General features: G+C 58.4%; 12 protein-coding genes and 2 pseudogenes. 8 read left to right on the forward strand and 6 right to left on the reverse strand.

Annotated features, from left to right (window positions below; all coding sequences use genetic code 11):
- The first annotated feature begins 347 nt into the window (after positions 1 to 347).
- The 8 genes and pseudogenes from AC07OF_RS22990 to AC07OF_RS23025 all read left to right on the forward strand — a co-directional run.
- Entirely contained in the window at positions 348 to 2,201 is a 1,854-nt protein-coding gene (locus AC07OF_RS22990) for a type VI secretion system Vgr family protein (RefSeq protein ID WP_157192123.1), read from the forward strand.
- A gap of 11 nt (positions 2,202 to 2,212) precedes the next feature.
- On the forward strand, positions 2,213 to 2,797 hold the full coding sequence (locus tag AC07OF_RS22995; protein WP_157192124.1) for a hypothetical protein: 585 nt from the start codon (positions 2,213 to 2,215) through the stop codon (positions 2,795 to 2,797).
- A 37-nt stretch (positions 2,798 to 2,834) separates the two neighbouring features.
- Entirely contained in the window at positions 2,835 to 3,302 is a 468-nt protein-coding gene (locus tag AC07OF_RS23000) for a DcrB-related protein (RefSeq protein ID WP_495073484.1), read from the forward strand.
- A gap of 6 nt (positions 3,303 to 3,308) precedes the next feature.
- Entirely contained in the window at positions 3,309 to 7,541 is a 4,233-nt protein-coding gene (locus tag AC07OF_RS23005; protein WP_495073485.1) for an RHS repeat-associated core domain-containing protein, read from the forward strand.
- A gap of 10 nt (positions 7,542 to 7,551) precedes the next feature.
- Entirely contained in the window at positions 7,552 to 8,352 is an 801-nt protein-coding gene (locus AC07OF_RS23010; protein ID WP_157192127.1) for a hypothetical protein, read from the forward strand.
- 349 nt (positions 8,353 to 8,701) lie between these two features.
- Positions 8,702 to 12,025 (forward strand): annotated as a pseudogene (locus tag AC07OF_RS23015) (RHS repeat-associated core domain-containing protein); the annotation flags it as partial.
- A gap of 14 nt (positions 12,026 to 12,039) precedes the next feature.
- Positions 12,040 to 12,636: a hypothetical protein gene (locus AC07OF_RS23020; protein WP_157192129.1), complete on the forward strand. Its 597-nt coding sequence runs from the start codon at positions 12,040 to 12,042 to the stop codon at positions 12,634 to 12,636.
- Positions 12,637 to 13,034: 398 nt separating this feature from the next.
- A pseudogene (locus AC07OF_RS23025) lies at positions 13,035 to 13,386 on the forward strand (DUF6531 domain-containing protein); the annotation flags it as partial.
- 20 nt (positions 13,387 to 13,406) lie between these two features.
- Here the strand turns inward: AC07OF_RS23025 and AC07OF_RS23030 are convergent.
- From AC07OF_RS23030 to AC07OF_RS23055, 6 genes are all read right to left on the reverse strand, one after another.
- Positions 13,407 to 17,108 carry a hypothetical protein gene (locus AC07OF_RS23030; protein ID WP_495073486.1) on the reverse strand — a complete coding sequence of 1,234 codons (3,702 nt, stop codon included), beginning with the start codon at positions 17,106 to 17,108 and terminating at the stop codon, positions 13,407 to 13,409.
- A 259-nt stretch (positions 17,109 to 17,367) separates the two neighbouring features.
- Positions 17,368 to 18,267, reverse strand: coding sequence for a lipid A hydroxylase LpxO (gene lpxO / locus AC07OF_RS23035; RefSeq protein WP_157194716.1), 900 nt, complete (start codon positions 18,265 to 18,267; stop codon positions 17,368 to 17,370).
- Between the two features lie 223 nt (positions 18,268 to 18,490).
- Entirely contained in the window at positions 18,491 to 19,396 is a 906-nt protein-coding gene (locus tag AC07OF_RS23040) for a MurR/RpiR family transcriptional regulator (protein ID WP_038609815.1), read from the reverse strand.
- 82 nt (positions 19,397 to 19,478) lie between these two features.
- A complete protein-coding gene (locus AC07OF_RS23045) occupies positions 19,479 to 20,243 on the reverse strand; it encodes an ABC transporter ATP-binding protein (protein WP_342625087.1) in 765 nt (254 codons plus the stop codon).
- Positions 20,244 to 20,262: 19 nt separating this feature from the next.
- Positions 20,263 to 21,375: a succinylglutamate desuccinylase/aspartoacylase family protein gene (locus tag AC07OF_RS23050; RefSeq protein WP_495073487.1), complete on the reverse strand. Its 1,113-nt coding sequence runs from the start codon at positions 21,373 to 21,375 to the stop codon at positions 20,263 to 20,265.
- A gap of 9 nt (positions 21,376 to 21,384) precedes the next feature.
- A complete protein-coding gene (locus AC07OF_RS23055; protein ID WP_157192134.1) occupies positions 21,385 to 22,083 on the reverse strand; it encodes an ABC transporter permease in 699 nt (232 codons plus the stop codon).
- Between the last annotated feature and the right edge of the window lies 1 nt (position 22,084).

Here is a 22,084-nt window from a genome sequence, read left to right on the forward strand (position 1 = left end):
TTGAAACGTGAAACACGCCAACGCGCTGCACATTTTTCTCAGGTGCTGCGCAAGGTGCAACAAAATCGAAAGCCCTGCGAAATGCGGTAAATGCTGGCTAATTGACATAGTTGACAGGGCATATTCTCCCGGTGTCTCCTTTGGATCCATTTTGGCCGTTTTGCCGTTCAAAAGTGTGATGCAAGTCGCGTTTCCGGCAACGTCCCAAGGCACTTTTTCACTGCCTCGCAGTCGCATGGACCGACGGGGTTCGCGCGCGTATCGCGAGCAAGATAAGCGCCCGACACGAACAGAGTTGTTGCTGAGCATAGCGGTAGCGTGCTGGCCGTGCTTTCAAGGAGAAACACATGATCATGGATCTGGCCGCGCTGCTTGCCCCGCAGAATCGCCGATTGTTCAAGTTCCACAACCTGGCCAACCCCGAACAGCAATTACTGCTCGAAACCTTCAAGGGTGTGGAAGGCCTGTCGCAGGCCTTCAACTACGAGCTGTTGTTGGTGTGCGAAGAGTCCGGCGTGCCGCTCAAGTCGATGATGGGCCAGCAGGTAAGCATCGAGATCGAACTGGCCGAAGGCGGTCCGCGCTATCTCACCGGCTACCTCACGCGCTTCGCCAGCATTGGCAGTGACGGTGGCATGGCGCGCTACACCGCGACGCTTAATCCCTGGTTTTCGATGCTCAAGAACCGCTTCGATACACGGATCTTCCAGGGTAATACGGTCGAGGAAGTCGTCACTGAAGTGTTCGCCTTGTGCCCGGCATTTTCCCGTCACGAGTTTCGCCTGACCCGCCCGCAAAAGCGCTACACCTACATCACCCAGTACCGTGAAACCGACTTCAACTTCGTCCAGCGCCTGCTGGAAGAAGAGGGCATGTTCTACTACTTCGAGCACACCGCCGAAGGTCACACCATGATCATCTGCGACGATTCCAGCACCCTCGTCGCACTCCCCGAACAGCCGCAGATACGCTTCCACAGTGCTTCGGTCACCGAGACCTCCGACTCCATCACCCAATGGAGCGGTAACCGCCAGCTGCAGTCGGGCAAGATGGCTACCCAGACTTTCGACTACCGTCAGCCGGGCAACCGCCTGCCGGTGGCGATGAACAGCCTGAACAAGCAGGGCGATGTCGAACCCTTCGAGATTTACGACTTCCCTGGCCAATATACCCACGGCACGTACGACGAGGGCGAAACGCTGCTTCGCTTGCGCATCGAGGCGCTGGAACTGCGTGGCAAGAAGTTCGAGGGGGCCAGCAACTGCCGGGCCATGAAGCCTGGCTATACCTTCGAATTGCTCCAGCACTACGCTCACGAACAAGGCAGTATCGAAGACCGCCAGTTTCTACTGATGAAGGTGGAAAGCGAAGGCCACAACAACTACCTCAGCGGCCAGCAGGCCAGCTACTTCAACACCTTCTCGTGCGTGCGCAAGAAGATCCCTTTCCGCCCGCAACTGACCACCCCGCGACCGACCATTTCCGGGCCGCAGACCGCCATCATCGTTGGCCCTCCCGGGGAAGAAATCTTCACCGACGATCTAGGCCGGGTGAAGATCCAGTTCCACTGGGACCGCAACGGCAAATACAACGACCACAGCTCCTGCTGGGTCCGTGTCGCCCAAGCCGGCGCCAGTGGCGGCTTCGGCAGTATCCAGATCCCGCGGGTCGGTGACGAAGTGGTGGTGGTGTTCCTCGACGGTAACCCCGATCGCCCGTTGATCATGGGCAGCCTCTACAACAGCCAGAACACCCCGCCGTGGTCGCTGCCGGCCAACAAAACCCAAAGTGGCTTCCTCACCCGCTCAATGAAAGGCGATGGCGGCACCGCGAACTTCTTCCGCTTCGAAGACAAGGCCGGCGCCGAGCAGATCATCATGCACGCCGAGCGCAACATGGACACCGAGATCGAGCTCGATGAAAGCCATGATGTCGGCAACAACCGCAGGATCACCGTAGGTGGCACTCACACCGAGATCGTCAAGAAAGACACCGTGGTGCAGATCCAGGAGGGTTCGTACACCTTGCAGGTGGACAACCAGTTCATCCAGGTCAGCGCCCAGCAGCACATCATCCTGCAGGTAGGGCAGAGCAGCATCACGCTCACCCCGGAGGGCATCGAGATCAAGGGCAAGGTCATCACTACCACCAGTAGCGAAACCACCACGATCACCGGCGCTACAGTCCGGATCAACGACTGAGGCCGCGGGCGATGAGCAGACCGTCGATCTACGACCGCATTTCCGCCAAGCGTATAGCGCAGGAAGAAGCTGCGCGCGTTGCAGCATTGGCCGAGGCTGCCAGCCAGGTTGAACCACAGCCTGAGCCGGAACCCGAGCCTGTTGCGTTACAGGACGTCACCAGCAGCTTCACATTTGCCGGCTTCAACCTGATGTTCCCGGCCGGTTTTCGCTTTCGCGATATCCACACCACCCTCGAACATGACGGTGAGCCGGTGACCTTGACGATCCGCCGGCGCGATGTGCATCCCGGGCAAACGCTCGAGCAGTTGTTCGCGACAGCAACCCGGACCCTTCACGAACGCAACCCGCAGATGCGGGTGATCCGTCAGCGTGACTGCCGTATTGCCGGGAGTGCGGCCAAGGCCGTGGATTTTCATTTCAGCGCAGGCCATGAGCCTCGGCACGGTCGCCTGGTGGGGGCACTTGTGCCTGTCGAAGGCCGAGACGCCGTGCAATGGCTGGATATTTCATGCGTGATCGATCCGACCAGACCCGGGCTGAGCCTGTGGCTGACGGAGTTCGATCGCCTGCTCGACGGCCTTGCGCTGCGCTGATGTAACACCCTTTTTTGATACCAGGAATTTTCATCGCATGGACTATGAGCTGCAGGAAGGTGGCATCGCGCTGCCACAAGGTTTTGAGGATCGCACGGTCAACATGTTCGTGCTCGGGGCCAGTATTCCCGCGCCGTTGAGCATCACCATCTCGCGCGACACACTACTGCCCGGCGAGCAGTTGCAGGCGTATGTCGACCGGCAGGTGAAAATGCTCACGTCGAAGTTGCGTGGCTATACCCGGATGGGGAGCAAGCAGATCAGCCTCTCGAGCAGCGCCCCTATCGAGGGGCTGCAGATCGACGCCTACTACATGAACCAGGGACGGCCGCTGTACCAGCGTCAGGCGGCGTTCCTGCTGACACCTGAACGCGCCTTGATTTTCTCCACCACCGCGCAAGCAGACTTCAGCCCCCAGCAGAACCAGGACTGGGACAACCTGCTGGCCAGTTTCACCCCGCGCAACCCGGTCGTGACCAGCACCGAATCCGGCGAACAGGAGTAACCCCTCATGTTCGAAGCGGCCAGGTTCGGCGACGAGATTTCGCACACCAGCGCATTGGGGGGCTTTCTGATCGGCGCCGCCCTGGGTATCGCGCTGATTGCCACGGTGGCCATCGCCACCTTCACCTGCGGATTCGGCGTGGCCTTGCTCGCCGGCCTGGCAGCGGGCATCGGGGGCAGCTTGCTGACCGCTGCCGGGGAGGCCATAGGCAGTATGTTTTCATCCCCCTCCGGGACGATACTTACTGCCTCACCGAATGTCTTCGTCAACAGCCGCAAGGCCGCCCGGGTCGAGAAAAGCCTGGGGGCATGCGACAAACATCCAGGCCCGGTGCAGATCGCCGAAGGCTCGACCAACGTCTTCATCAACAGCTCGGCCGCAGCGCGCAAGGGCGACAAGCTGACCTGCGGCGCCACCATTTCTGGCGGTTCGGGCAACGTCATCATCGGCGGCGGCACCTACCGCTACCTGCCGGTGGACGATGAAATCCCCAAATGGCTGCGCACCACCGTCGATGTACTGATGGCCGTTGCCGGTGCGGCCGGTGGCATCGCGCAATTGATCAAGGCCGGTACCCAGGCCGGCATGAAAGCCGTCATGCCCTGCGCCTTGAAATTCACCGCAGGCTTCGTCGCCGGTGAGGTGGCCAGCCGCTACGTGGTCGAACCGGTCGCGCGCAAGGCCATCGGCGGCCTGGTCGGCAACCCGGTCGATCTCACCACCGGGCGCAAACTGATCCCCGACGAAGTCGACTTCAGCCTGCCGGGCCTGATGCCGATCGAATGGTCGCGCTTCTACGCCAGTGACCTCAGCGTCGACAGCGTGCTCGGCCGTGGCTGGGTGCTGCCCTGGGAGCAAAGCCTGCGCCGGCGCGGCAGCTTCATCTACCTGACCGACAACCAGGGCCGTGAAATCCCGTTCGTCACCCTGCAACCGGGCGAGCGCATCTACAACCCGCACGAGCAGGTGTACCTGGTGTGCACCGAGGGCGGCCACTACCTCCTGCAAACGCTGGACAACCTGTTCTTCTACTTCGGTGAAGTGCCGGACGACGACAGCCCGGTGCCGTTGCAGCGCATCGAAAATGCCCTCGGCCACTTCCTGCATTTCACCCGTACCGCGCAAGGCACGCTGACCGACATCAGCGCCACTGGCGGCACCCGCGTGCACCTGCACTACGACCACCCGCTGGGTCGCCTGACCGAGATCAAACGGCTGGTCAACAACCAGGCGGTCGAAACCCTGACCCAGTACCGCTACGACGAGCAGGGTCAGCTCAGCACGGTGATCAACCGCAACGGCGACAGCGTGCGCAGCTTCAGCTACGCCGACGGCGTGATGGTGAATCACAGCAACGCGTTGGGCCTGGGTTGCCATTACCGCTGGGAAACCCTCGGTGGCCAGCCACGGGTGGTCGAGCACTGGACCAGCGACGGCGAGCATTTCCACTTTCGCTACGACCTCGAAGGGCGCACCAGCTGGGCGACCGATGTCCTCGGGCGTGAACTCGAGGTGCAGTACAACGCCGACCACCGGGTGATCGCCAGCCGCGACTATGGCGGCGAGCGCTACGCGATCGAGCTGGACGACAATGGCAACATGGTTGGCCTGGGCTTGCCGGACGGTAACCGCCTGCAATTCAAGTACGACGAATTTGCCCGCCTGCTTGAAGAAACCGACCCGCTGGGCCGCACCATCGCCTACGAATACCACCACCTGACCACCCTGGTGACCAAGGTCAGCTACCCGGACGGCAGTACCTGGCAGGCGCGTTACGACGACAAGGGCAACCTGCTCGCCGAGATCGATGCCCTGGGCCAGCTGACCGAGTACCTGAACAGCGACGATGGCTTGCCGCACACCATCATCGATGCCAACCACAAGTCCAAGTACCTGTGGTGGAACACTCTGGCCCAGGTCGAGCGCTATCAGGACTGTTCGGGCAAAAGTACCGCCTATCGCTACGATGAGCGCCAGTACCTGGTGGCGGTGACCGATGCGTTGCAGCAGACCACCACGCTGGAGCGCAAGCCGGACGGTGAAGTGCTGCGCATCAACCATCCGGACGGCACTGCGGAAAACTTTACCTACAACGTCTATGGTCAGGTGCTCAGCCACGCCGACGGCAAGGGCCAGGTCACCCGCTTGCAACGTACAGCGCGGGGCTTGCCGAGCAGCCGCCAGGATGCCAAAGGGCAGCAGATACGTTACGAGTACGACAAGGCCATCCGCCTGACCGCGCTGGTCAACGAAAACAACGCGACCTACAGCTTTGCCTACGATGTCGCGGATCGGCTGAGCGAAGAGGTGCGGGTAGACAACCTGACGCGGCGTTTCAGCTACAACGAAGGCGGTCACCTGACCCGTGTTGATGAAATCGGTTATGGCGAAAATGGCGAGCGGCCGCAACGCGAGACGCTGTTCGAGCGCGATGCGATTGGTCGACTGATTGCCAAGCTCAACCGTGATGCACGGCAGCAGTATGAGTACGACGACGGTGATCGGTTGCTGAACATTCAACGCCAGCCAACCATGACCGGTAAGCAACTGGGTGTAACCGAAGAGAAGCTGGAATACGCCTACGACCTGCTGGGCCGGTTGACTCAGGAAGTCACTGCCGATGGAGCCCTGAGCTACGAGTACGACCCGCTCAGCAACCTGACCACGCTGACCCTGCCGGATGGACGCAAGATCAACCATCTGTATTACGGCAGCGGTCACCTGCACCAGTTGAACCTCGATGGCCAGGTGATCAGCGACATGGAGCGCGATGACCTGCACCGTGAGGTGTATCGCACCCAGGGCAAGCTCACCAGTTGCTTTGGCTATGACGCGATGGGGCGCAAGGCGTGGCAATTCGCCTCGAAGCTGCCTGCCGACAAACTCTCACAGGTGCATAACAGCGGGATCAACACCTCGTTGCTGGTGGAGCATGCCTACAATCCGGTTCACCGCCGCTACCAGTACGATCCGGCGGGTGAGTTGGTGCGCACCCTGGACAAGCTGCGTGGCGAGATCAAATACGAGTACGAGGCCAACGGCCAGTTGCACAGCCGCGATACCGGTTCGCTGGTCGGGAGTGAGGAATTTCGCTACGACGCCGCAGCCAACCGGCTGAACTTCAATACCAGCCAGTTCGACAAGGTCAAGGACAACCGCATCAGGCAGTGGCGGGATCAGGAGTATCGTTACGATCCCTGGGGCAACCTGATCGAGAAGCGCTCGGGGCACGGCAAGCTGCAGAGCTTCAGCTACGACTGTGAAAACCGGTTGGTCCGTGCCGAGACATTAGTCAACGGCAAGCTGGAGAGCACGGGAGAGTATCGCTACGACAGCCTAGGAAGAAGAGTTGCCAAAACAGCCGAGATCAAGGGAGCGAAGGAACAGAAGCATTTCCTCTGGCAAGGGCTGCGGATGCTGCGGGAGGAGACTCCGGGACAGAGCAGTTTGTACCTCTATGAGCCGGGTAGTTATGCGCCACTGGCGCGAGTCGATCAAGCGGAGGGGGAGGAGCAGAAGCTTTATTACTTCCATACCGACCAGATCGGTACGCCGCTGGAGTTGACCAACGGTGATGGAGAGATCGTTTGGCAGGCGACGTATCGGTCCTGGGGAACGATTGAGCAGTTGGCAGTCAATGAGGTCGAGCAAAACCTAAGGTTTCAAGGACAGTACTTTGACGACGAGACTGGGCTGCACTACAACACACTTCGATACTATGATCCTGAGGTTGGGCGATTCTTCACTCAAGATCCGATTGGGTTAGAAGGCGGTAACAACCTATACGCTTATGTGCCGAGCCCAATAACGTGGGTCGATCCTCTAGGGTTGGCTGCGTGCCCTATGCGCGAAGTGAATGGGGCAAAAATATTCGGGAAAGGTCAAAAAGATGGAACGCCTGGCCATGATCAGTTTTCTGAGGCTATTGCTAATAAGTTGGCTATGAGCGGTAAGTTTAAAGAAATTTATTTGAATAGGTCGTATAGTTTTGCCAATGGAAAGGGCGTATCAGGCAGGCGTCCTGATATAATGGCTGTTGATAGCTCTGGAAGGGTTCATGCTATAGAGCTGGCTTCAAAAACGGATATGGGGAGCAAACTACCATCGTTAACGGGGCGTAATCAGGCTGCGATGAGCAACTTGCCGAAAGCCGGCCAAGGGAATATTGTTGTATTAAAGCATCCTTACAATGCGTCAAAAATAAAGAGTGTTTTGGATAATTTAATTGACAGTATATAGGTGAATTATTATGTGTGCAGCTACTGCGATGGCGATCTACGGCATCGAAAAAGTTACTCCCGAACGCGCATATGAGATGGGGTTGCTTTTTTTTCGGAATATAGGGTTGGTTGTTACAGCTTCAGGATATTATAAATATCGAAAAGATAGGAGTGAGGAAGATATTGATTTCGTGGAGGTCCCGCTAGCCGACTTGAAGGATGAAATTCAGGCCAAGAACGCCACCTCTTTCAGGCTTTATTGTGAGAATAATAGTGGTGAGCTTTGGGATGCCTCTTTCGGGTTCTCAACGACAGATTTTGGTGGGTTTTATCATTTTGATGCACAATGTGTCCTTCCTTATTTTGAGAAAGAGAAATTCATAGCATTTATAGAAGTGCTTTGTGAGTCAAGAGAATTGGAGTACGCAATATTTTATCAGGTTGATGATGTTTCTGAGGGTTTTTATTATGCTGAAGGAGAGAATCTAGTTAGCGTTTATGGCTATGAAAATCCAAATTCCTTCAGCAGAGAGACTGGAGGAAGATTCAAGGGGGCGGAGCGGTATAGAAATAAAATGCTACGAATGGTTTATTTGGTAAATGTGGTAAATGAAGGGCATCTTGGTTTAGATGTGGAGGGCGTTATCCTGCGGGATTGGATTCTCAGTGATGAGCGACATGGTACCCTTAATGCAAATGCAAGCGGGATGTGGATCTGGGAGGTTGAGGAAAAAGACTTGGCGTATGTTAATAAAATACTTGGTGAGTCGGGTGTTTTGATCTCTTGGAAACCTTCGCGCCCCTCAAAGGTCTCTAGGTTTTTGCCATGATTTTAACTGGTATTACAAATGGTGCTATGGTTTCGATTTTAGATTAAGTTGGAGTTGATTTAATTTTTTGAAGGTGTATTGATTTGGTAGGGTGCGGTATTTCTCTTTGAGTGGGAGGCCGTGGTGTATGGTTTGTGGGGTTGGATTTGATTTAAGTTGGTGGTTTCTGGTGTTTGTATTTTATATGATATTTAAATTGTCGTGCAGATCGTCCCAGATGGGGCACTAGATTGAAGAGCGTTTAGTGGTTGCATTCAAAATTTTGATCTTTAACAATGCGTAGTTTTCTGGCTCTGCCGAGTTGGTCGTAGGGCCGGATGATATCGCTTCAGTGGCTGCATAGACGGTCGAACGCATCTACAACCCGCACGAGCAGGTGTACCTGGTGTGCACCGAGGGCGGCCACTACCTCCTGCAAACGCTGGACAACCTGTTTTTCTACTTCGGTGAAGTGCCGGACGACGACAGTCAGGTGCCGCTGCAGCGCATCGAAAACGCCCTCGGCCACTTCCTGCATTTCACCCGTACCGCGCAAGGCACGCTGACTGATATCAGCGCCACTGGCGGCACCCGCGTGCACCTGCACTACGACCACCCGCTGGGTCGCCTGACCGAGATCAAACGGCTGGTCAACAACCAGGCGGTCGAAACCCTGACCCAGTACCGCTACGACGAGCAGGGTCAGCTCAGCACGGTGATCAACCGCAACGGCGACAGCGTGCGCAGCTTCAGCTACGCCGACGGCCTGATGGTGAGCCACAGCAACGCGTTGGGCCTGGGTTGCCATTACCGCTGGGAAACCCTCGGTGGCCAGCCACGGGTGGTGGAGCACTGGACCAGCGACGGCGAGCACTTCCACTTTCGCTACGACCTCGAAGGGCGCACCAGCTGGGCCACCGATGTGCTTGGTCGCGAACTCGAGGTGCACTACAACGCCGACCACCGGGTGATCGCCAGCCGCGACTATGGCGGCGAGCGCTACGCGATCGAGCTGGACGACAATGGCAACATGGTCGGGCTGAGCTTGCCGGACGGGAACCGTCTGCAATTCAAATACGACGAATTTGCCCGCCTGCTTGAAGAAACCGACCCGCTGGGCCGCACCATCGCCTACGAATACCACCACCTGACCACCCTGGTGACCAAGGTCAGCTACCCGGACGGCAGTACCTGGCAGGCGCGTTACGACGACAAGGGCAACCTGCTCGCCGAGACCGATGCCCTGGGCCAGCTGACCGAGTACCTGAACAGCGACGATGGTTTGCCGCACACCATCATCGACGCCAACCACAAGTCCAAGTACCTGTGGTGGAACACCCTGGCCCAGGTCGAGCGCTATCAGGACTGTTCGGGCAAGCGCACCACCTACCGCTACGATGAGCGCCAGTACCTGGTGGCGGTGACCGATGCGTTGCAGCAGACCACCACGTTGGAGCGCAAGCCGGACGGTGAAGTCCTGCGCATCAACCATCCAGACGGCACTGCGGAAAACTTTACCTACAACGTCTATGGTCAGGTGCTCAGCCACGCCGACGGCAAGGGCCAGGTCACCCGCTTGCAACGTACAGCGCGGGGCTTGCCGAGCAGCCGCCAGGATGCCAAAGGGCAGCAGATACGTTACGAGTACGACAAGGCCATCCGCCTGACCGCGCTGGTCAATGAAAACAACGCGACCTACAGCTTTGCCTACGATGTCTCGGATCGGCTGAGCGAAGAGGTGCGGGTGGATAACCTGACCCGGCGTTTCAGCTACAACGAGGGCGGGCACCTGACCCGCGTTGATGAAATCGGCTACGGCGAAAATGGCGAGCGGCCGCAACGCGAGACGCTGTTCGAACGCGATGTGATTGGTCGACTGATTGCCAAGCTCAACCGCGATGCGCGGCAGCAGTATGAGTACGACGACGGTGACCGGTTGCTGAGCATCCAACGCCAGCCAACCATGACCGGTAAGCAACTGGGTGTAACCGAAGAGAAGCTGGAATACGCCTACGACCTGCTGGGCCGGCTGACTCGGGAAGTCACTGCCGATGGAGCCCTGAGCTACGAGTACGACCCGCTCAGCAACCTGACCACGCTGACCCTGCCGGACGGGCGCAAGGTCAACCATCTGTACTACGGCAGCGGCCACCTGCACCAGTTGAACCTGGACGGCCAGGTAATCAGCGACATGGAGCGCGACGACCTGCACCGTGAGGTGTATCGCACTCAGGGCAAGCTGACCAGTTGCTTTGGCTATGACGCGATGGGGCGCAAGGCGTGGCAGTTCGCCTCGACCTTGCCAGCTGAAAAGCTGTCACAGGTGCATAACACCGGGATCAACACCTCGTTGCTGGTGGAGCATGCCTACAACCCGGTTCACCGGCGCTACCAGTACGATCCGGCGGGTGAGTTGGTGCGTACGCTGGACAAGCTGCGCGGCGAGATCAAGTACGAGTACGAGGCCAACGGCCAGTTGCACAGCCGCGATACCGGTTCGTTGATTGGGAGCGAGGAATTCCGCTACGACGCCGCAGCCAACCGGCTGAACTTCAATACCAGCCAGTTCGACAAGGTCAAGGACAACCGCATCAGGCAGTGGCGGGATCAGGAATACAGCTACGACGCCTGGGGCAACCTGATCGAGAAGCGCTCGGGGCATAGCAAGCTGCAGAGCTTCAGTTACGACTGTGAAAACCGGTTGGTCCGTGCCGAGACGTTAGTCAACGGCAAGCTGGAGAGCACGGGCGAGTATCGCTACGACAGCCTTGGGCGGCGGGTGGCCAAGCAGTCTGAGATCAATGGCAAGGCCGAGCAGAAGCGCTTTCTCTGGCAAGGGCTGCGGATGTTGCGGGAGGAGACTCCGGGGCAGAGCACCTTGTACCTCTACGAACCGGGTAGCTATGCGCCGCTGGCGCGAGTTGATCAGGCTGAAGGGGAGGAGCAGAAGCTCTATTACTTCCACACCGATCAAATCGGTACGCCGCTGGAGATGACGGATAGCGACGGCAGGGTTGTATGGCAGGCGACATATCGCTCATGGGGATCGATAGAGCATCTGTCCATCAATGAGGTCAATCAGAACCTCCGATTCCAAGGCCAGTACTTGGACGAAGAAAGTTCGCTGCACTACAATACCTTTCGTTACTATGATCCTGGGTCAGGGCGCTTTGTTACCCAAGATCCCATAGGATTACATGGTGGTAATAATTTATATCAATATGCCGTAAATCCCATAAGTTGGGTTGATCCTTTCGGTTTGAGTCCGGAGGATTTAGTTCGGTACAAACCCAGAGGTTCAATTACTCCAGTGCCTGGTGCGCGCAGCACCGCAATTAGCCGGGCTTGGGGGCAAGAGAGGATTCTAGTCGAAAGCGGTGGCGGTTCTAGTAACTGGACTGCGGCGGAAAGAGAAACAATAATGAGTGTTCGAAATAATGCTAAACTTTCCTCTGTAATGTCTGATGCAGGCTATACGGGGCATCATATTAATAGTGTTGAAGGTAATGGTAAGCTAGGTGCGGCCTGGAAAGGTGACCCGCGAAATATTATTTTCTTGCAAAATGCTAATCACCCAAGTGGTATTGATGAACACCTTAATGCTGATCAAGGACATCGCGGAAATTATAAAAATCCTGGAAAGGGGCGTCTGATTGATCGGGTGAGAAGTGTTGGAAAAAGTTCTTGTGGTTAAATTTGGAGAGAGCGATGAGTCAGGTTGGTGATGCACTAAAAGAGCTAAGTTTCATGCACGCCAAGTATCAATTGTCTGGGCAGTTTGTAGCCTCGGGTAATGCTTCGGTTCGTTGGCCCGCGGAGTTGCCGCGCTCAGCAGAAATAGAACTGTATTACAATAATTATGAGCCGAAAGGGATAAAAATTGAAACAGGCCTAACTCCTTTGAAATTATTTGAAGTTGAGGGCTTGAAAAAAGGACAGGTTGGTTATCGGTGGATTAATACAGCCGATGGGGCAGTGTTAGACAATGAGTGGCCGGTCTCGGACTTGGTTATAATGGATGATAGTGGAGGGGGTAAGCCGATTATAGCAGTCACAAATGTTGCAAGTACTCCAGTGTTCGCCAGCTACGACGTTGTGCAGTCATTTCAAATAGCAGATTCGTTGGCTGACTTTATTCGTGCTCTGTCAAGGTTGATAGATATAGTCTATGGGGAGTTTAATATTTTTGACCTTTCTGATGACGATGGGATTAGTGATGCTTTCTTGAACAGATTGTTGGAGGAGGTTGAGCCAATCTTAGGGGAAGATAATACGAGTCGATTCGTTGATTATTTTTATGGCTGAGGCTCAGTAATTTATATTGTGTTCTGCATTGCTGTGGGTTAATAAGATTGCTATAAGCTCAATTTGTTGTTGTGTATTTGTTGGTAAGCGAGGGGGTGATATCTCCCTCAGTTACTTCTTGTTTGGGTGTCGTATTTGGTTGTTTATAAGGTATGAGGTGTGGCCTCGCTGTCAGTGCGTGAATGTGCATCTGTGCGCGGTCACGATTTTATGTAAGATGCTACTTTCTGCTATTTTTTATGGATAGCTTAGTTATGGTGATTCCAAGTCTTTAAAAATTTAGGGGGAGATAGATGCCAGTCTTACCTAATTTGCTTCCGGTTCTCTTATTTGTTAGTAATTTAATGTGGTCGTCTGTCAAAGTAGCGTCATAAAATTACTTACCCTAGCGTATGATTTTCTCCGCGGGCTTTGTCGCCGCAGAATGGCCATCATTAAGGGGGCGAATCCGTAGACCGTAAGGCCATCGGCAACCCGGTCGATCTCACCACCGGCCGCAGCCTGCCGGGCCTGATGCCGATCGAATGGTCGCGCTTCTACGCCGGCGACCTCACCGTCGACAGCGTGCTCGGTCGTGGCTGGGTGCTGCCTTGGGAGCAAAGCCTGCGTCGGCGGGGCAGCTTCATCTACCTGACCGACAACCAGGGCCGTGAAGTCCCGTTCGTCACCGTGCGCAGCTTCAGCTACGCCGACGGCCTGATGGTGAATCACAGCAACGCGTTGGGCCTGGGTTGCCATTACCGCTGGGAAGCCCGGTAAAACCGCACCCCTCAAAACTTGGAAAAATTGATCGCATCGACAATGATCGAGCCACCAATACCGGTCAGCGAAAGCAGCAATGCCCGCACCAGCGGCTCTTCCGAGTAACGCGAGAAGGCACCGGTACTGAGCGCAGCAACGCGGGCACGGATCATTTCCAGCTTGTCCTGTTTCAGGTTGTCTTCAACAGGGCGCAACAAATAATCATCGATACGCAGCAAGGCGATGCGCCGTGCTTTTTCGGCCGCGCGGCGCAGCGATATCGCTGAGCTGAGCAGTATCACGGCGGTGAGCAGAAACGAAATGACAATGCTCGGCGGGGTCGGCCAGTTATCGAAGTAGCTGCTGCGTGAGGCGATCATGATCAACAGGACGACAGTCGGCGCATAGATCAGGCGATTGACCGCCGCCGTACGCTTGGCGATCAGGACCATGTCCATCCAGTCGTCGATACAGGGGTGCGCCGGGGTTTCAAAGATCTCCTTATGTTCGATTCGCAAAGGCTTTGGCCAGATACCGTGGAGATTGCTCAATTGGTGGATGAAGCGCGTGAGCAGGCGGTTGGCGTCCACCACCCAGAACACCAGCAGCTGGAAGAGGACAAAGGGCAGTAGCCAGCTCCAAAGCCAAATTGGCGAGTTGCCCCGAACCGGGATGCTCTCCATGGGCCATACCACCATCAGTACGCTGGTGATCACCAGGAAAAACCAGGTGGCGAGCGCCGCCCGCAGCAAGCGCGCGGTGAAGGTGCCGCATTCGCAATGCTCGCGCCAGAAGCTCGAAATGAACACCAGCGGGCGCGGGTCACGGCTGGCAGGCAGGCGCAAGGCACGCCGGGTCTTGTCGCTGATGTGCGGGATATCGCTTGGCGACAGCGGGAAGATGATCTTGAACAGCCAATGCCCCAATTGATTGAGCCAGTGGCGCCATGACCATTTTTTGTAGCGTTGATTGAACAGCGGAAAATGTCGCCACAGCCTTGCCCGGTAAATGGGCGTTAAATGGCTCAGGTGGTAGAGGTTGCGGATCTCGATGCGGTTGATCTGCAGGTTGCGCCAACCCCAGAACAGCGCCGAAATCGAGATCAGTGCCGCCAGCAGGCGCAACGCGACGGTCGGCCAGGCGCTGATGCCCTGGAACAGGAACATCGGCTCACCCAGGCCGTTGTCGGTCAAGTCGCGGCGAACCTGGTACGCCCACAACAACGCCAGGATAAACACGACCAGCGGCACCAGGATGTACCACCCCGAGGCGTCGAACAAACCGGCGATGCCGGCAGCACCCCGTCCGGGTCGCAAGGATACGGGCGTCGTTCGGCGAATCAGTTCGGCGCAAATAATCCCCAACAGGATCAGCACGAAGGTGATCCACATGAATTCCACTCGCCAGTACAGGATACCGACCAGCGCGGACAGGGCAGACGCCGCATAGAGCGATATGGGCAACCTGCAGACCCAGGGCGGGAGCTGGTAGAGGAATTTCGAGTCTGCCTGATCCGCAGAAGGGGGAGGTACTGTGTTGACCAGACTTCTGTTGGTCCACCACCAGCCCAGCGACAATGCCAGCAACAGCAAGATCCACGACAGTGGCCCGGCCCCGAAGAACGACAAGCGCGCAGTAAAGTCTTTACGCATTGCCGGGGACATTTCCGGAAAGGGGAGTTCTGCGCGGTCCTGCAAACAACGCAATGCCATGATGTCTTGCGGACGCACTCGGCTGATGCGGTCGGAGCGCCTTGAATCTGGCGCTGCACAATCCTCTGGGCGTGACTTGTTCAGTCGGCTTGCGAGGGGAATGAAACCTTTTATTCCCACCTCGTAGATACCCGGCGAGAGTAACCCGGACTTGTTGTAGTCGAATTTTGCCCGCTTGGCATCGAAGCTTTGCGGCGCTTGCGCCGTCAGCACGGCGATGAATACGGCACTTTGCAAGCTGTCGCGAAACGGCGGTACATCCTGTTGCAGGGCCCGGGTCAGGGTCAGGCCATAGGGGGCTGCCAGCACCAGGTTGCGGGTGGTCTCGGCCTGGCCGCGTTGCAACATGCGGGCATCGAGATCCGTGGAGAAATACACCTTGTGCGGCATTCGCGACTTCAGCGCTTGCAAGGCGAGTAATTTGTCATAGGTATCGAGCCCCAGGATGCCGATGGCACCGATGCCGTTTTCACCTTTGCGCCGATAAAGCTCGTCTTCTTCGGCGATGTGGTCGGCCAGGCGGCGCAGGTAATCGAGCTGGGAGTTGCCATCGGACTTTTCCAGGGGGCTGGTGTCCAGTTCAAGGCTGTCTTTGCTGCTGTCTTTGCCAACGGCCTTGTCTGCGCTGGCAGCTTCCTCCGGAAGGCGTCCGTCCAGGCCGCGCAGGTAGCTGAAGCGCAGTACCCATTCATCGACGGAGGCCTTGTTGTCATCGCTCAACCTGGCGGTTTCGACCACCTGAGACTTGAAGCTTTCTATCAATGCCCGGCTGTAGAAACTGTCCCACTCGGAAATCAGCGCGATGCGATTCTGGCGTTGAAAGCCTTTGCGACGACAATCGTTGCCGACGCGCATGACCGCGTTCGGTGCACACTGCAATCCGGTGACGGGGTCGACTTTGCGCAGCTTCAGTTCGTCGAGCAGCAGGGTTGTCATGGTGCGGTCGTCGCTGATGGTGCGCAGCAACTTAAGCGTCTGTTTCGGGTTTTCTGTGTTCTCTTGTGGCTGGCTCGGGCGACCCTTGGGCTTTTCGATTCCGCGCAGCAGCATCTTCCTGTCGGCGGTGGCCAAAGGTGAGTAAATCTCTATGTTGGGCGGCACCTCATTGCCCTGGTATTCCTGGCGATACATGTCACGCAGCACGGTCGAGTCGGCAGGCCCGATGACCTTGAGGATTTTATCGTCGAACGGGGTACAGGTTGCGGGCGAGGACGTCCCGTCAAGCGCGCTGACCTTGCACGACAGGGTCTGTCGCAGCTGTTCAAGCTTTTGCAATGGCTCGGTGCCGAGGTGGCTTTGTTTGAGCCAGAACAAAATGGTGCGGGCGGACGGGTGCGCGTTGTCGTCCATATCCGTCGGTGGATCGAAAGGGTTGGCGACAAAGATTTCATAGGGCAACTCTGCGCGCCTGCGATTACCTTGCGCATCGTCTTGTGACGCGACCGGACTGGCCTTGAGGTCGTCTGTCAGGCTCAGGCAGCGGATATTCTGTTCGTCCTCGGGCACCATCCGGGCGGTCTTGAAGCCGGCGAGCATGGCGTAGCGCATGCGTCGGCGCAGCTCGACTTCTTCGGCGTAGGGCCCACCTTCGACCAGGGCAACCATGATGCTGGTCGGTTCCGCGTCTGTTGCTTTGGGGGTTTTAGCCGGGCCCTGTGCAGAGGCCGGATCGGCCATGTCTGCTGCGGGGCTGTATGAAGTCCGGCGCAATTGTGAGAGTTGCGCCTGGAACTGGTCAGTTGGGGCTGATGATTTGTCAAACAGCTCAGGGGTGCATTCGGAGCCAGCCAGCTGGCTCTTGTTGTCTTTGAGCCGCTTGCGGTAGCGCTCCAATGCATCGAAAGGGTCCTGCCACAGGCGGGCTTCTATTGGCAGCTGTGTCTGGAACTGCGCACCAAAGGGACGTTGCTCGAGGAACGGGGCGCGGGTGAGCGCGAAGGTGGAGACAATCAGGCTAAGAACAATTGCACTGCCAGGTAGCCAGAAACCGAGATTGCTCCCCGAGTCATTGCCGTTCATTTCTCTGGCCCTCAGGCGTCGAACCGACCACCAGGAACAAGGTAAAGAACCCAATCGAGGAGCGCGCTTCGTACTAAAGGGCCTTGGCCATCGCTGAAATTCGCCAGCTCATCAACCTGCTGGCGAGACCGGTTCCAGTCGCTCTGTGACTGCCAGGCTACCGGTGCTTCTGATAATTGTAGTTCAGCTGGCCAATTGTCCAGTTTGGATCCGGCTACGGCTGTGAGCGTCACTCACGGCCGTAGCCAACCGGCACGCATCAGATATAGATAAACACCAACACCAACGCCGCCACCACTGCCCATTTCTCCAGGTAGTAACGGGTACGGTTGCGCTTCTTCAGCGCCTTGCCGCGTGCGCGGATCTTGTAGATACGGGTGAACAGGCGGTTGATGCCGCCGGTTTTGTCGCCGGCATCGTTGGGAGCGGCCGCCGCGGCCATGACCTTGCGGCTGAACCAGCGGTTGAAGGCAGTGGCCCAGCGGTACTTGAGCGGGCGCTCGACGTCGCAGAACAGGATGATGCGGTTGTGGTCGGTCTGGTTGGCGGCGTAGTGGATGTAGGTTTCGTCGAAGATCACCCCTTCGCCGTCGCGCCAGGCGTAGTTTTCGCCGTCTACGCAGATGTAGCAGGCGTCGTCGTTCGGCGTGTCCAGGCCCAGGTGGTAGCGGTAGGAGCCGGCATACGGGTCGCGGTGGCGTACCAGTTTCGAGCCCGGTGGCAGGGTGGCGAACATCGCCGCTTTGACGCTGCCGATGCCTTGCAAGAGTTCGGTGGTGCGCGGGCAGAGTTTCATCGCCGAAGGGTGACTTTCGCCGTACCACTTCAGGTAGAAGCGCTTCCAGCCGCTCTTGAAGAAGGAGTTGAAACCGACGTCGTCGTAGTTCTGCGAACTTTTGATTTCGCCGACATGCAGCAGTTGCTGGGCTTCGGCGCGGATTTCCTGCCAGTTGTCCTGCAGCGGCTTGAGTTCGGGGAAGGATTCGACCGGCAGGTAGGGCTTGGCCGGGAGCTTGGAGAACAGGTAGAGGAACACGTTCACCGGCGCGAGGAAGCTTGAGTGGTCACCCAGCTGGCGGCTGATTTTGTGCCTGACGCGCCCGCGAAAATGGACGTAGGCAATTGAAAAAGCAAACAGCAGAACAAGGAAGATTTTCATGGGCGGATACTTGTCGATGTGGCGATGCGCCATGGCATGAGCCAGCCAGCATAAACAATCACAACCGGGGTTTGTACTAAATGTTACCGGCTCGGTGCCCGACATTAGTCATAGGCGCAAAGGTTTGCTTTGGGGTTATGTGGGGGTTTTCGCGGGTCAAGCCCGCTCCCACAGGGGGAGGCAATTGCTGTGGGAGCGGGCTTGCCCCGCGATAAGGCCGGTACTATTTCCGCGCCACCTTGCCCCCCGGCACATGCAGGTAAGACATCACACTTTCCGTCAGCTCGGTCGCCAGTTTCACCGCTTCCTTGTTGCGCGCCATGACCCCGGCCACCAGGCCTTCGATCAGCGCCAGCACGGCGATGTTGGAGCTGGTCAGCACCGGATGATCGGCGGGGGCGAACAACACGTGACGGGCGATCGGGGCAAGGGGGGAGGCAGGCGAGTCGGTAATTGCCAGCACTGTGGCACCGCGTTCCTGGGCAAAGCGCGACAGTTGCAGGGTGTCCTGGGAATAGCGCGGCAGGGCGATGGCCAGCAGCACGTCCTGGTCAGTGATCGCGGCCAGCCGGTAGGCAGCATTCTCGTTGCCGCCTTCCATGCTGATCGCGCAAGCGTCGGCGCAGAACGGCACCAGGGTCGAGGCTGCCAGCCCGGCCAGATAGACGCTGTTGCCGAAGCCCAGCACATACACCTTGCGCGCGTTGATCAGGCTGCTGACGAAGGCTTCGAAGGTCTCGGCCTGGTTGTTGCTGCTGGTGGTGGCCAGGTTGCTGCTGGCGCTCTGGATCTGTTCATGCAGGCCGAAATCACCACCGGGGCGCTGGGCCAGCTCGTTGCGCAGCTTGTCTACCGGCGAGACCATCTGCTGCAGGGTCGCCACCAGCTCGGTTTTCATGCCGCTGTAGCCACCCAGGTCCAGGGCCTTGGCCAGACGATTGACCGCCGCCGGCGAGGTCGCGGTGGCCTGGGCCATTTCTTCGATGGTCAGGGTCGCGGCCTTGAGCGGATGGCGCAGGATGTAGTCGGCCACTTTGCGCAACGAGGGTTGCAGTTCGCTCAGGCTCTCCGACAGTTTGCGCATGACCGGCGAGGCGTAGACGGTGGTGTTCTTGGTAGTGCTCGGCATCCGGCGCACAGCTCCCTGAAAGATTGGCGGTAGTGTATCCCAAGGCTCGCCCCGGCGTGTGGCCGGGGCGTGCTGCGGGCAGTTACTTGAGGCTGCCGGCGAGAAACTGCTGCAAGCGCTCGGACTGCGGCCGCGCCAGGACTTCACGCGGGTCGCCGCGCTCTTCGGCAATCCCTTGATGGAGGAACAGCAACTGGTTGGACACTTCGCGGGCAAAGCCCATCTCGTGGGTCACCACCACCATGGTCCGCCCCTCCTGGGCCAGGTCCTGCATGACCTTGAGCACCTCGCCGACCAGCTCCGGGTCGAGCGCCGAGGTTGGCTCGTCGAACAGCATCACCTCCGGCTCCATGGCCAGGGCACGGGCGATTGCCACCCGCTGCTGTTCGCCACCGGACATGTGCGCCGGGTAAGCGTCACGGCGATGGCTGACACCAACCTTATTGAGGTAATGCTCGGCCTTGTCGCGGGCTTCCTTGCGGTTCATGCCGAGGACATGCACCGGGGCTTCCATGACGTTGTCCAGGGCGCTCATGTGCGACCACAGGTTGAAATGCTGAAAGACCATGCTCAGCCGTGCGCGCAGGCGTTGCAGCTGGCGCGGGTCGGCGGCGCGCAACCCGCCACGCGGGCAGCTGCGCAGTTTCAGCTGTTCGCCGTTGACCAGGATCTGCCCGGCGTTGGGCTGCTCGAGCAGGTTGATGCAGCGCAGGAAGGTACTCTTGCCCGAGCCGCTGGAGCCGATGATGCTGATCACATCGCCGGCTTTGGCGTGCAGCGAGACACCCTTGAGCACCTGGTGGGTGCCGTAGCTTTTGTGCAGGTCGTGAATTTCCAGTTTGTTCATCAGTTGGTACTCGGTGGTGTCAGTCGCTGAGCAAGCGACCCTGGCGAATGGGCGTGCTGCCGGCGACCTTGGCCAGCCACAGGCCGGGCTGGGCAAAACGCAGGCGTTCGCGGGCGTAGAGGATGCCGTCGGTGGTGGCCTTGACGATGCTGTGGCGATCGCTGAGCGGATCGATGACCTCGAACAGCGGATCACCGACCCTAACCTGGGCACCCAGTGGCTGCAGGTAGCTGACCACCCCGGGGTGTTCGGCATAGGCGTACTGCGCACCGGCAAACGGCGTGGCCTGGCAGCAGTGGCCTGGCGCATCCGGCCATGCGCCACTGATCAAACCCTGGTCGGCGAGGTAAGCCAGAATCTGCTCGGCGCTGGCCTGGCACGGTTCGCGTTCGGTGTCGGCCATGCCGCGCAGTTCAATGGTGGTGGCGACGCAGGCCAGCGGGATCTCGGCTTCGGGGAAGAAATCGGGCAGTTTCACCCAGGGCACCGCGCAGGCTTCATCGAAGGCATTGCCGCCGGCGTCTTCGGCCAGCAGCGCCGCTTCGGCACCCAGGCGCGCCGCCAACGAGCGCAGGCGTGGCCAGTTCTGCGGCAGGGCGTAAAGCAGCATCACCGATTCGAAATCGCAATGCAGGTCGAGCACCAGGTCCGCGTCGCACGCCTGTTGCAGGAGCAGGCGGCGCAGGCCGTCGAGTTCCGATTGCGCAGGTGGCAGCGCGGCAAGGATGTCGAGCATGGCGCGGCGGATGGTTGCCACGTTGGCTTCGCCATCGCTACCCAACTGACCCTCCAGACGCTCGACCAGCGCCTCGGTCAGTGCCGGAAAGTCGCGGTTGAAGTTCTTGCCGCTGTTGAACTCGAAACGGCCCTGATGGGTGGCCTGGAACATCTGGCCGATACCGATCGGGTTGGCCAGCGGCACCAGCTCGATCACCCCGGTCAGCCGGCCCTGGGCTTCCAGCTCGCGCAGGCGCGCCTTGAGCTCGACGGCCACGCGCATGCCCGGCAGTTCATCGGCGTGCAGCGATGCCTGGATGTAGGCCTTGCGCGGGCCGCTGCCGAAGCGGAACAGGCTCAGGGTGCGCCGGGTGCCGCAGGCACTCCACGGCAGGATATGTTCAATGTGCTGCATGAAAGCTCCTTAGTGCTTGCGCGGGGCCAGGTAGGCCAGCCAGCGGCGCTCGGCCAGTTTGAACAGGCGCACCAGCATGAAAGTCAGGACCAGGTAGATCAGCCCGGCGGTAATGAACGCCTCGAACGGCAGGTAGTAGCGCGCATTGAAGGTTTTCGCCGCGCCAGTGATATCGACCAGGGTGACGATCGAGGCGAGGCTGGTGGTCTGCAGCATCATCAGCACCTCGTTGCTGTACTGCGGTAGCGCCCGGCGCAGGGCCGACGGCAAGAGGATGCGGCGGTACAGGGTCAGGCGTGACATGCCCATGGCGCGCGCGGCTTCGATTTCGCCCCGTGGGGTGGAGCGCAGGCTGCCGGCCAGCAACTCGGCGCTGTAGGCACTGGTGTTGATGGCGAATGCCAGGCAGGTGCAGAAAGTTGCGCTGGACAGGTACGGCCAGAGCGGGCTGTGACGCACGGCTTCGAACTGGGCCAGGCCGTAGTAAATCAAGAACAGCTGCACCAGCATCGGCGTGCCACGAACCACATAGGTGTAGAGCCAGGCCGGGTAGCGCAGCAGGCACGAACGCGAGACCCGCATCAGCGCCAGCGGGACCGCCAGTACCAGGCCGCAGCCCAGGGATATCAGCAGCACTTTGAGCGTCAGCAGAATGCCGTTCAGGTACAGCGGCAGGTTCTGCCAGATCAGGTGATAGTCGAGCATCATC

This window comes from Pseudomonas sp. GW821-FHT10B02, from assembly GCF_059415665.1.

Coding starts and splice junctions, on each gene's coding strand:
- AC07OF_RS22990 (WP_157192123.1), top strand. CDS start 348: ATGATCATGGATCTGGCCGCGCTGCTTGCCCCGCAGAATCGCCGATTG.
- AC07OF_RS22995 (WP_157192124.1), top strand. CDS start 2,213: ATGAGCAGACCGTCGATCTACGACCGCATTTCCGCCAAGCGTATAGCG.
- AC07OF_RS23000 (WP_495073484.1), top strand. CDS start 2,835: ATGGACTATGAGCTGCAGGAAGGTGGCATCGCGCTGCCACAAGGTTTT.
- AC07OF_RS23005 (WP_495073485.1), top strand. CDS start 3,309: ATGTTCGAAGCGGCCAGGTTCGGCGACGAGATTTCGCACACCAGCGCA.
- AC07OF_RS23010 (WP_157192127.1), top strand. CDS start 7,552: ATGTGTGCAGCTACTGCGATGGCGATCTACGGCATCGAAAAAGTTACT.
- AC07OF_RS23020 (WP_157192129.1), top strand. CDS start 12,040: ATGAGTCAGGTTGGTGATGCACTAAAAGAGCTAAGTTTCATGCACGCC.
- AC07OF_RS23030 (WP_495073486.1), bottom strand. CDS start 17,108: ATGAACGGCAATGACTCGGGGAGCAATCTCGGTTTCTGGCTACCTGGC.
- lpxO (WP_157194716.1), bottom strand. CDS start 18,267: ATGAAAATCTTCCTTGTTCTGCTGTTTGCTTTTTCAATTGCCTACGTC.
- AC07OF_RS23040 (WP_038609815.1), bottom strand. CDS start 19,396: ATGCCGAGCACTACCAAGAACACCACCGTCTACGCCTCGCCGGTCATG.
- AC07OF_RS23045 (WP_342625087.1), bottom strand. CDS start 20,243: ATGAACAAACTGGAAATTCACGACCTGCACAAAAGCTACGGCACCCAC.
- AC07OF_RS23050 (WP_495073487.1), bottom strand. CDS start 21,375: ATGCAGCACATTGAACATATCCTGCCGTGGAGTGCCTGCGGCACCCGG.
- AC07OF_RS23055 (WP_157192134.1), bottom strand. CDS start 22,083: ATGATGCTCGACTATCACCTGATCTGGCAGAACCTGCCGCTGTACCTG.